Raw genomic sequence first — 11,547 nt, forward strand, 5'->3', positions numbered from 1 at the left:
GAATATGAAGAAAGATCGGGTATTGAAGAGTGTGCTGCTGCTTCAAGCCGCATGTATGATCATTCTGGCCGTTGTGGTTGTCATCCGGGTGTTAGCACCAGGAGATCAAGTCCCTTCGTCCAGCGATGAAGCCGATGACGCCAAGGATCAGCCCCCCGTCATGGATCAAGCGGCTGCCATGGTTGGAGAGGAGCAGATTACAGCTTCCGAGCTGAATCGGCAGTTGCAAAGCCAATATGGGGAAACGGTACTGCATGCCCTGATGGTCAGAGCGGCGATAAGGCAGGAAGCCAAGACATACGACTTGAACATTTCTCCCTCCGAGCTTGAAGAAGAACAACAGGCGATGATGGCCGGCTATGAGAGCGAAGAACAGTATTATAAATCAATGAAGGAGCAGCTTGGATTAACCCGTGAAGCCATTCAGAGCGATACGGAATACCGGCTGCTGCTGGAGAAAATCGCCACAAGATCGATTACCGTGAGCGAAGAAGAGATTGATCAATATTTGAAAGAAAATAAAGACCAGTTTGCGCCGCGCAATCAATACCGGATTTCCTGGATTGTGTCGGAGAACAAGAAAGATGCGCGCGCGATCATGGAGCGTCTGTCGAAGGGGAATGATTTTGCGCTGATGGCCAAAACCTACTCCATCGATGAGAACACTTCGGAGAGCGGCGGGGATCTGGGCTTGATTGATGAAGCCGATCCATTTGTGGATAGCGAAGTGTTGAAGAGTGCCGCCGGGCTTGAGGTCGGAGAAGTGGCCGGCCCAATTGAGCTGGAAGAAGGACAGGCCGTCATACAACTGACGGAAAAACATACGACGCGGCAGATAGAAGGACAGACATTGAGGGCACATGCACGCAAACAGCTTGAGCTTTCCAAAGCCAGTCCCCTGGGACAGGTCGAGGAGGAACTTCTAGCCAAATACAATGCCAAAATCATGCCTTGAGTGCATGTTCACAAATAGCAGGACCAAAGACATTCTTTTTCCCATTCTGGTTAAAACCAACTCTTGACAGCGGGTAGTTTTGACTGATAAAATGTAGGTAAAACCAACTGATTTAGTCGGAATAAGGAGGAGCTCTTATCATGGCTAGAATTGTACAGAATATAACCGATCTTATAGGTGACACGCCTCTGGTGCGTTTGAATCGGCTTGTGCCTGCGGGAAGCGCCGAAATCTACGTGAAGCTCGAGTATCAGAATCCGGGAGCGAGCGTGAAGGATCGTATCGCGATCAGCATGATTGAAGTAGCCGAGAAAGAAGGGCTGATCAAACCGGGAGACACAATTATTGAGCCTACAAGCGGCAATACCGGTATCGGTCTTGCGCTTGTCGCAGCTGCCAAAGGCTATAAAGCGATTCTGGTTATGCCTGAAACGATGAGTCTTGAGCGCCGCAACCTGCTTCGCGCTTACGGTGCAGAGATCATCCTGACGCCAGGCTCCGAAGGCATGAACGGTTCGGTCCGCAAGGCGGAAGAGCTTCAGAAAGAGAATCCTTCTTATTTCCTGCCTCAGCAGTTCAAGAACCAGGCGAATGTGAAAATTCACCGCGAAACGACTGGACCGGAAATTGTTGAAGCGATCAACTCGTTCGACGGCAAGCTGGATGCTTTCGTTGCCGGTATCGGTACGGGCGGAACGATTTCAGGTGCCGGTGAAGTGCTGAAACAAAACTTCCCTAATATTAAAATTTATGCCGTTGAGCCTGAGGCTTCTCCGCTGCTTTCCGGAGGCAATCCCGGACCGCACAAGATTCAGGGGATCGGCGCCAACTTTATTCCGGAAATTCTTAACCGCGACATTTATGATGAAGTCATTGCTGTGGGTAATGAAGAATCCTTCGAAACAGCTCGCCGTACGGCCAAAGAAGAAGGCATCCTCTGCGGTATTTCTTCCGGTGCCGCGATTTTCGCCGCTTTGAAAGTAGCGAAAGAGCTGGGCGAAGGCAAGCGGGTCATCGCTATCGTGCCATCCAACGGAGAGCGTTACCTGTCCACTCCACTGTTCAATTTCGAGAACTAAGATCGATTTACATCTGGCGGCCCGCTTCCGCTGCCTGCTGCAATTGGATCTCCATGACCATGGAGGTCCAATTTTTCTTTTCTTTTGGCCGCTGATTCGGTATACTTGCTTCCAAATGAATGAGTGGATATGGCTTTACGCCGCATCGTAAGATGATGAGTGAAGCCTGAAGCAATATGATTAGCGGAGGACGGCATATGGCGTTTACAGCTTATAGCCAGTGGCAGCTCTGGCAGGAACAACAATATACGATGCTGCCGGTGCTGGTCAGGCGGGCACTTGCTGCGGGCGCAGACAAACCGGCCTCCTGGGAGAAAGCGTGGGAGGGCGCATCTCCTTATGCCTTTGTTCTGGAGAGCGGGAAGGATGGCAGATATACCTACCTCGGGCTTTCACCGTCATCCGTCATCCGCGGCAAGAGCGGCAGGGCGGAAGCCGTTGATACCGTCAGCGGTAGCCGGACGGTTTATGAGGGGGAGCCGCTGGATGCGGTGCGGAGCTGGATGAGTGAATTCAGAGCGCCGCGCATGGGAATAGGGCCGAAGTGGACAGGCGGCTGTGTCGGTTACTGGAGCTATGATATTATCCGTTCAATCGAGAAGCTGCCCGAATCGGCGGCCGATGATCTGGGACTGCCAGATTATTTGTTCCTGCGGATGGATGAGCTGTGGATTGTGGATCATCAGGAACAATCCCTTTACTGCGCGGTCCAATCGCGGATAACCGGTGGGGAAACTGCGGAGCAGCTGCAGCAGCTGTATGAGCGCGCCTGTGCCCAGGCGGAAGCCATGGCCCTCGTATGGAGTCAGATGATGGAAGCTTCGGCGCCAGGTTTGGCTCATAACGGGGGTTTGCAGGAAACGGCCGTATCCGGCTTGTCTGCGCCGGATCAAGCTGCAGGCATAAGACAGGCCAGAATGGAGTTGATGGAGAAGGCATCGCTCCATATCGATGTCGAGGCGGTAGGCGGCAGAACCTCCCCTTTTTCCAAATTGGCTTATATGGAAGCGGTCGAACGGATCCGTACCTATATTGCACAAGGAGATGTGTTTCAGGTCAACCTGTCGTTGCGCCAAAGCCGGGAAACAACGGCAGCGCCCGAGGAGCTTTATGAATGGCTTCGGTTGTTTAATCCATCCCCTTATATGGGGATGCTGCGGTGCCCGGATTTCCAGCTGGTCTCGGCATCACCCGAATTGCTGGTGGAAGTCAGCGGCGGCAGGTTGATCACAAGGCCGATTGCCGGAACTCGCAGACGCGGGCATACCGAGGAAGACGACCAGGCCATGGCGGCAGAACTGCTGGCCAGCGAGAAGGAACGGGCGGAGCATATTATGCTTGTCGATCTGGAGCGCAACGATTTGGGGCGAATAGCCGCCTATGGCTCTGTTCAGGTGAAGGAACTTATGGCTATTGAACGATACAGCCATGTGATGCATCTGGTTTCTCAGGTGGAAGGGACATTGGCTGCCGGAAAAGACGCCTACGATGTTATTGCTGCGACCTTTCCGGGCGGTACGATCACCGGCGCGCCCAAGATCCGAACGATGGAAATCATCGAGGAGCTGGAACCTGTCAGGCGGGGACCGTACACGGGATCGCTCGGCTGGATTGACTACAACGGCGATATGGAATTTAATATTATCATAAGAACAATGACGATGAAGGACCGTATGGTCCATATTCAAGCCGGAGCGGGGATCGTCATTGATTCCGACCCCGAGCGGGAATATCACGAATCGTTGAATAAAGCTAAGGCGCTCTGGAAGGCCATTGAATACAGCGAGCTATGGGCGGCGCAACTTATAAGGGGGTAAGGAGAATGATTCTGGTCATCGATAATTACGATTCATTCACGTATAATTTGGTTCAATATTTGGGAGAGCTTGGCGAGGATATTGTTGTGAAACGAAACGATGAAATCGATCTGGACGGCATTGCGGCGCTGGCACCGGACCATATTCTGATTTCCCCGGGACCCTGCAGCCCCAATGAAGCGGGAATCTCGCTGGCTCTAATCGACCGGTTCAAGGGAGAAATCCCGATATTTGGCGTTTGTCTGGGCCATCAGGCTATCGGACAAGCCTTCGGCGGCGATGTCGTGCGTGCAGAGAAATTAATGCATGGCAAAACCTCACCGATTCTGCATGACGGAAAGTCGGTCTTTGCAGGCATTCCTTCCCCCTTCACTGCTACGCGTTATCATTCGCTGATTGTAAAACGCGAGACGCTGCCGGATTGCCTGGAGATCAGCGCCCAAACAGCGGAAGGAGAGATCATGGGATTGCGGCATAAGGAATACCTGGTTGAGGGCGTCCAATTTCACCCGGAATCGATTATTACCGAAAACGGCCTCTCCCTGCTTCGCAATTTCTTAAGCATGCGTACAGGCGCAGCCCGATGAATATAGGCTGGAACGGAGCGGTTAAGCCAGCGGAGGAAGCCGTGATCTCGGTCTATGATCACGGCTTTTTGTATGGGATGGGCCTGTTTGAAACTTTTCGCACCTATGAAGGCAGGCCGTTCCTGCTTGAGCGGCATCTGGATCGGCTGCACGAGGGCTGCCGCTCTCTGGGCATTGGCTATCGAGCGGATGCGGATGCGATTCGTGCCTGGCTCCGGGATCTGATGCGGGCGAACGGGCTGGCGGAAGCTTATGTGCGGTTGACCGTAACGGCGGGCGTCGGGGGACTGGGGCTTCCGTTGGAGGATTATACGAAACCCGACTCGCTGCTCCTTGTGAAGCCGCTGCCGCCTGCAGATCCATTGCTCTATAGGCGCGGAAAGGAGCTTGCGCTGCTGCAGACAAGGCGGAACACCCCGGAGGGGGATATCCGCTTGAAGTCTCTGCATTATATGAACAATATCATTGCCAAGCGTGAACTGCTCGGCATGCAGGCGGCTCCGGGCGCAGAAGGGCTGATGCTTACAAGTGAAGGCTGGCTGGCCGAAGGTATTGTCAGCAATCTGTTTTTTGCCCGGAACGGCATTATCTTTACGCCTTCGATTGAAACCGGCATCCTGCCGGGTATTACCAGGCAGAGGGTCATGGAGCTGGCACAGGCAGGAGGCCTGAAGATCGTGGAGGGTTTATTCGAGTGGGAGCAGCTGCTTGAGGCCGATGAAGTGTGGGTCACCAATTCCATTCAAGAGCTGGTTCCGGTTACCTCGCTCCGCGACGGGCAAGGAACGGTCCACTGCGTTGGCAATGCCGGTGCCGGTCCGGTCCAGCAGCAGCTGCTCGAAGCCTACCGCCAGGAGGCGGCAAGCGTTCTGGAATAGATTCGCAAACGTTCTCTGCCAATCCTTATGGTATAGTATCTTTTAATAAATGGATAAGAGAGGAGCGATCACATGCAGCAGAAGAAAGGCGAAACCGCAGCCGGCTGGCCTTATTCCCGCAGCTACAAGTTGGACGGCGGCATAGAGCTTGAGTTGGGCCGGCGTACGCTGATTATGGGCATTCTCAATATCACGCCGAATTCTTTCTCTGACGGCGGACGGTTCAATACATTGGATGCTGCGGTCAGGCATGCCTCCGCTATGGCAGCAGAGGGTGCCGATATCATTGATATTGGCGGGGAGTCCACGCGACCGGGATATGAGCCGGTTCCCCTTGAAGAGGAGCTTGACCGTGTGCTCCCGGTGATCCGCGCCGTTCGGCAGGCGCTGCCGCACATCCCGATTTCAATCGATACGTACAAAGCGGAAACGGCGCGCCAGTCCCTGCTGGCGGGAGCGAATATCATTAACGATATCTGGGGGCTGAAGGGCGACCCCGGGATGGCCGGGGTGGCGGCTGAGTTCCGTTGTCCTGTCATCATAGGCCATAACCGCCGTGACATGGAATATAACAACTTTGTTCAGGACGTTATCGAAGATCTCCTGGCGTGTGTCGATGCCGCGCAGGCGGCGGGGATATCCGAAACAGACCTGTGGCTGGACCCGGGTATCGGTTTTGCCAAAAACTACGAAGAAAATTTGACGATGATGGGTAATTTGGAGAAACTGACCGCACTTGGCTATCCTGTGCTTCTGGGAACCTCGCGCAAACGGTTTATCGCACGCACGCTTGATCTGCCTGCGGATCAGATCATTATGGGAACCGCGGCCACGACCACGATCGGCATTTCTAAAGGCTGTCAAATCGTCCGTGTTCACGATGTACAGGAAATGAAGCGCAATGCCCTCATGGCTGATGCGATTGTGTACCGGACATTACACTAGGAGGAGGAACTTCAGATGGATCGGATGATATTGAACGGCATGCGTTTTTATGGCTATCACGGCGTATTTCCTGAGGAAAACAAACTGGGACAGCAATATATCGTCGATGTGGAGCTCAAGATCGATCTTGCGCAAGCATCGCAAACCGATGATTTGGACCATACGGTGAATTACGCGGAGTTGCATGCCCTGGTGAAATTTATTGTTGAAGGACCGCCTTTCAAATTAATCGAAGCTTTAGCCGGTCACATTGCATCGAGGCTTCTCGACGCTTATACTAATGTAAATGAAGTGACGGTCCGCGTGACCAAGCCTCACCCGCCGTTCGATATTCACTTTGACGGCGTTACGGTGGAACTCTGCAGAAAGCGGGATGAACATGGACAACAAGCATCCGCTGAACAATAACACGGCAAGCGCAGATCCGACTCTTACGGATTTGAATATCGTGGAGGACGGGGTCCTGGAAGCAGGCCGAAGGCAATCATACCTGGCGCTGGGCTCCAACATCGGCGCTCGGGAGCAGCTGCTGCGCCGGGCGCTCAGGCTCCTCGACAACGATCCTGGTATCCAGGTGATGCGCATTTCCGGTATCTATGAGACGGCACCCGTCGGTTATACCGACCAACCGGCTTTCCTGAACATGGTGGCAGCCGTTCGTACGACTCTTGAGCCGATTGCTCTTTTGCGCACGATGCTGAACATAGAGAATAAACTTGGCCGAACGCGCGAAATCCGTTTTGGCCCGCGCACGATCGATCTTGATTTATTGCTGATGGAAGACATCCGGATGGAGGATGAGGAACTAACTTTACCCCATCCGAGAATGCTGGAGCGGGCTTTCGTCATGGTTCCGCTAAATGATGTGCTGGACAGCCGCCATCCGTTGAAGAAGCAGGCTGATCAATTGGCATCACGAGCGTTAGAGGATGGAGGGGAAGGCATCACGTTATGGAATACGATCAATTGGCACAACGCGTCCGAGCTTTCCGAAAGCTGAAAGGTTTTACGCAGCAGGAGCTTGCGGAACGGCTCGAAGTATCGGTTGCTGTCCTTGGTTCTTTGGAACGGGGTACCCGAAAGCCCGATCCCAAGCTGTTGGAGCGTATTTCAGAAACGCTGGGAATCAGCTACAAAGAACTGACGGCTGACAGCCGCCGGTAGATAGGATTATTGTTATGATTAGTTCCATTTGAAGCGCGGGCTTGAGCCGGTTCTTCTTGACATCAGAAGGGAGTGAGGAGTGTCATGCTCAAAATCGGCCATAGTGAAATGAAGAATAAGGTTGTCCTTGCGCCGATAGCCGGCGTGTGAAATCCGGCTTTTCGACTGATCGCCAAAGAATTCGGCTGCGGTCTTGTTTGTGCCGAGATGGTTAGTGACAAGGCGATCGTGCACGGCAACAAACGCACGCTGGATATGCTGTTCGTCGATGAGCGTGAGAAACCGCGCAGTTTGCAAATTTTCGGGGGAGACCGCGAATCGTTGGTAGAAGCTGCGAAAATTGTCGATAAACAGACCTATGCCGATATTCGACATCAACATGGTGTGCCCGGTACCAAAGGTTACAAAATGCGACGCAGGCGCGCGCTGGCTGCTTGATCCAAACAAAATCTATGAGATGGTTTCGTCGGTTGTGGATGCGGTCGACAAGCCGGTTACCGTGAAGATGCGGGTCGGTTGGGACTGCGAGCATATTTATGCCATTCAGAATGCCCAAGCCGTTGAGCGCGCTGGAGGCAAAGCGGTCAGTGTTCATGGCCGCACAAGAGAGCAGTTGTATACCGGCAAGGCGGATTGGGATATTATAAAGGATGTTAAAGCGGCGGCAAACATTCCCGTTATTGGCAATGGCGATGTATTTTCACCGGAAGACGCGAAGCGTCTGCTGGATCATACCGGATGTGACGGCGTCATGACCGGCCGCGGAGCGCTGGGCAATCCCTGGATGCTGTACCGGACCATTCATTATTTGACAGAAGGAAAACTGCTCCCTGAACCAAGTCCACGAGAAAAAATGGAAATTGCTATCGTCCATATGGACCGTTTGGTCAAGCTCATGGGCGAATCGGTCGCTGTGCGTGAAATGCGCGAGCATCTGGCCTGGTACTTGAAGGGGCTCCCTGGCGCAGCGCGTATCAAGGATGTCATTATGGAAGAAACAAGCCGGGATGTAATGGCACAGATTTTGGGCAATTATATGGAACTGCTTGGCACGGAAGGCGAACAGCCGACCCTTTCCTCCACTTCATCTGGCGAAGTTGTTTTTCAATCGGATATGAGGCCGGGCATGCTGCGGCTGCCATCGGCTTTGATATATAGCCTGACCGGTATGCTTCGTTGGATAAAGCTGACGTTTATAGGCAGAATTATCAAAAGTAGAATCCTATAACTGGCTTTCGTTGACATTCGGGGCAGACTTGAAATATAATTTCTCAATAATAAGTATCATGACAATAAAGCCAACCAGATCAAGGATATCAGGCAACAGGATTCCACACGCTGTCATCAAAGGGATACTGCGTACTATATTTAGACAAACGGTGAATTCATACAGGGTATGAAAAAAATGTCATTTGACAGGAGAATCAGTAGCATGAGCGATAAAGAGATCATTTTGACTCAGGACGGACTGAAGAAGCTTGAGGAAGAGCTGGAGACGTTAAAGTCGGTCAAGCGTCGCGAGGTAGCCGAGCGGATTAAAGTCGCGATTGGTTACGGCGATATCAGTGAGAACTCCGAATATGAGGATGCCAAGAACGAGCAGGCTTTTATCGAAGGCCGTGTAATCACATTGGAGAAGATGCTGCGCAACGCGCGGATTATCAATAATGATGATATAAACATTGATTCCGTGAGCATTGGATCAATCGTGACGGTTGAGGATATGGAATTTGGCGATACGATGGAATACACGATCGTAGGTACGGCTGAGGCGGATCCGCTTCAAAACAAGATTTCCAATGAAAGTCCTGTAGGCAAGGCCATTCTTGGCAAGAACAAAGGGACCGTTGTTGAAGTGAACGTACCGGCCGGCGTTATTCAATATAAAATCGTCGATATTAAAAAATAACCAAGAACCTTTTTGTGAAAGCTTCCGCGGGGAGCTTTTTTCACAAAAATCAGAGTATTGAATTTCCTGGAATGGAAGAAGCATGCCCGGCCCTGCTAGGGGGACCAAGCCTGTTTCTTCTTGACATTTCAGGGCAATCGGCATGATACGTGGCTTGGGAACAAACAAGGAGATGAATGGCAGTGGAGCATCAAACGCAAGATCAGGAAATAAGCGAGCTTCTGCAAATACGCAGAGACAAGCTGGATGAACTTCGGGGGCTCGGGATTGATCCATTTGGGGGAAAGTTCGAAAGAACGCACCGTGCCAAAGACATTGTGGAGACGTACAATGAGGTAAGTAAAGAGGACCTCGAAGGAAAAGCCGTGGAGGTCAGTGTAGCGGGAAGAATCATGCAAAAACGCGGTATGGGCAAAGCCGCATTTGCGCATATTCAGGATTTAAGCGGTAAAATTCAGATTTATGCCCGAAAGGACACGGTAATTGAAGCCGAATATCAAGCTTTCGGACTGCTGGATATCGGCGATATTGTCGGGATCCGCGGCACGGTATTCAAGACAAATACGGGTGAAATCTCGGTGAAAGCGGATGAAATTACCATTCTTTCCAAATCCCTGCTGCCGCTTCCCGAGAAATTCCACGGTCTCAAGGATGTCGAGCTTCGCTACCGTCAGCGGTATGTCGATCTGATTGTTAATCCCGAAGTTCAGCAGACGTTTATTGCCCGCTCGCGCATTATTCAATCCATGCGCCGCTATCTGGATTCCCGCGATTATCTGGAAGTGGAAACGCCTACGCTTCATTCCATTGCGGGCGGCGCTTCTGCGCGTCCTTTCGTAACACATCACAACACACTCGATATGCAGCTGTACATGCGGATTGCTATCGAGCTTCACTTGAAGCGTCTTATTGTCGGCGGCATGGAGAAAGTGTATGAAATTGGCCGGGTCTACCGGAATGAAGGAATGTCAACGCGTCACAATCCGGAATTTACGATGATTGAGCTGTATGAGGCCTATGCCGACTACAAGGATATCATGGCCCTGACGGAGTCGCTTATTGCCCATATCGCACAAGAGGTATTGGGTACAACCAAAATCTCTTATCAGGGGCAGGAAGTCGACTTGACGCCTTCCTGGCGTCGTGTTTCCATGGTCGACCTCGTAAAAGAAGCGACAGGTGTCGACTTCTCCGTTGAAATGACGGATGAAGAGGCGCATGACCATGCGAAAGCCCATAAAGTAAAAGTGGAGCCGCATATGACTTTTGGCCATATCCTTAATGCGTTTTTTGAGGAATTTGTGGAGCATACGCTCATTCAACCCACCTTTGTAACCGGACATCCGGTGGCGATTTCGCCGCTGGCAAAGAAAAGCAGCAGTGATCCGCGGTTCACAGACCGCTTTGAATTGTTTATCGTAGCGCGTGAGCACGCAAATGCGTTTACGGAGTTGAACGATCCTATCGATCAGCGGCAGCGCTTCGAGTCCCAGTTGGTTGAACGCGAGCAGGGCAATGACGAAGCCCATGAGATGGATGAGGATTTCATCCGTGCACTGGAATACGGCATGCCACCAACAGGCGGACTAGGCATAGGCATAGACCGATTAGTCATGCTGCTGACGGACGCGCCTTCCATCCGCGATGTCCTGTTGTTCCCGCAAATGCGTGAGCGCGCAGGCGAATAGCTTTGTTGATGTACCGCTGTGGAGCCTTTCTCTCCGCAGCGGTTTTTTTGTACCTGGGAACAAGATTAGGTGTCCATCCTGCTACATATATAGAAAAGGGAATCAGTCATGCTCATCATTCTTGTTAATAGTCTGCGCCAGCAAGCTTGACCGTTATTCGATATAATTGCATCGTTTTACTTAATTCAAGGCGAAAATCGGGGGCTCACAATGGACATATGGCCGTAAATCATCGTTTAAATAAGAAGGGAATAAATAACAGGTATAATAGTTGAATAAAAGGGTTGCATTGTGTGCATCGCCTATGATATATTAATCAAGTCGCCGCTGAGGCAACATCATAAGCTTACTAAGAAGGCTGGAAATTACGGCCAACCAAGAAGCATTTGTTCTTTGAAAACTGAACAATGAGCGACCTGTCAAACAGGTTTTAAAGAATGAGCTGTTTTTAGCTTATCTGTAAGCTATGAGATCTTTGGATCTCTTTTATGGAGAGTTTGATCCTGGCTCAGGACGAACGCTGGC

General features: G+C 51.6%; 11 protein-coding genes and 1 pseudogene. All 12 read left to right on the plus strand.

Features of this window, described 5'->3' with window-relative positions; translation table 11 throughout:
- Positions 1-4 precede the first annotated feature (4 nt).
- The 12 genes and pseudogenes from IEY46_RS33790 (at position 5) to lysS (ending at position 11,022) form a co-directional block, all read left to right on the plus strand.
- The gene (locus IEY46_RS33790) at positions 5-955 is read left to right on the plus strand and encodes a peptidyl-prolyl cis-trans isomerase (protein WP_189000104.1); all 951 of its coding nucleotides are present in this window, start codon (positions 5-7) and stop codon (positions 953-955) included.
- Positions 956-1,095: 140 nt separating this feature from the next.
- Complete coding sequence (cysK, locus tag IEY46_RS33795; protein ID WP_189000107.1) at positions 1,096-2,034, plus strand: cysteine synthase A; 939 nt, start codon at positions 1,096-1,098, stop codon at positions 2,032-2,034.
- A 197-nt stretch (positions 2,035-2,231) separates the two neighbouring features.
- Positions 2,232-3,851, plus strand: a complete 1,620-nt coding sequence (locus tag IEY46_RS33800; RefSeq protein ID WP_189000110.1) for an anthranilate synthase component I family protein — start codon at positions 2,232-2,234, stop codon at positions 3,849-3,851.
- A gap of 5 nt (positions 3,852-3,856) precedes the next feature.
- The gene (pabA, locus tag IEY46_RS33805; RefSeq protein WP_189000113.1) at positions 3,857-4,438 is read left to right on the plus strand and encodes an aminodeoxychorismate/anthranilate synthase component II; all 582 of its coding nucleotides are present in this window, start codon (positions 3,857-3,859) and stop codon (positions 4,436-4,438) included.
- The gene (gene pabC, locus IEY46_RS33810) at positions 4,435-5,316 is read left to right on the plus strand and encodes an aminodeoxychorismate lyase (protein ID WP_189000116.1); all 882 of its coding nucleotides are present in this window, start codon (positions 4,435-4,437) and stop codon (positions 5,314-5,316) included. Before pabA ends, pabC begins: the two co-directional genes overlap by 4 nt.
- 72 nt (positions 5,317-5,388) lie before the next feature.
- Positions 5,389-6,261 (plus strand): dihydropteroate synthase, encoded by an 873-nt coding sequence (gene folP / locus IEY46_RS33815; protein ID WP_189000119.1) that lies wholly within the window; start codon positions 5,389-5,391, stop codon positions 6,259-6,261.
- A gap of 15 nt (positions 6,262-6,276) precedes the next feature.
- Positions 6,277-6,669 (plus strand): dihydroneopterin aldolase, encoded by a 393-nt coding sequence (folB, locus tag IEY46_RS33820; RefSeq protein ID WP_189000122.1) that lies wholly within the window; start codon positions 6,277-6,279, stop codon positions 6,667-6,669.
- Positions 6,641-7,261, plus strand: coding sequence for a 2-amino-4-hydroxy-6-hydroxymethyldihydropteridine diphosphokinase (folK, locus tag IEY46_RS33825; RefSeq protein ID WP_189000125.1), 621 nt, complete (start codon positions 6,641-6,643; stop codon positions 7,259-7,261). The genes folB and folK overlap by 29 nt, the downstream gene beginning before the upstream one ends.
- Entirely contained in the window at positions 7,213-7,425 is a 213-nt protein-coding gene (locus IEY46_RS33830; protein ID WP_189000128.1) for a helix-turn-helix domain-containing protein, read from the plus strand. The genes folK and IEY46_RS33830 overlap by 49 nt, the downstream gene beginning before the upstream one ends.
- An 84-nt stretch (positions 7,426-7,509) precedes the next feature.
- Positions 7,510-8,464, plus strand: a pseudogene (gene dusB, locus IEY46_RS33835) (tRNA dihydrouridine synthase DusB); the annotation flags it as partial.
- Positions 8,465-8,857: 393 nt separating this feature from the next.
- The gene (greA, locus tag IEY46_RS33840; protein ID WP_189000131.1) at positions 8,858-9,334 is read left to right on the plus strand and encodes a transcription elongation factor GreA; all 477 of its coding nucleotides are present in this window, start codon (positions 8,858-8,860) and stop codon (positions 9,332-9,334) included.
- Between the two features lie 176 nt (positions 9,335-9,510).
- Positions 9,511-11,022 (plus strand): lysine--tRNA ligase, encoded by a 1,512-nt coding sequence (gene lysS / locus IEY46_RS33845; protein WP_189000134.1) that lies wholly within the window; start codon positions 9,511-9,513, stop codon positions 11,020-11,022.
- The last annotated feature ends 525 nt before the right edge of the window (positions 11,023-11,547 follow it).

This window comes from Paenibacillus nasutitermitis (assembly GCF_014641075.1).
Taxonomy (GTDB): Bacteria; Bacillota; Bacilli; order Paenibacillales; family Paenibacillaceae; genus Paenibacillus_Z; species Paenibacillus_Z nasutitermitis.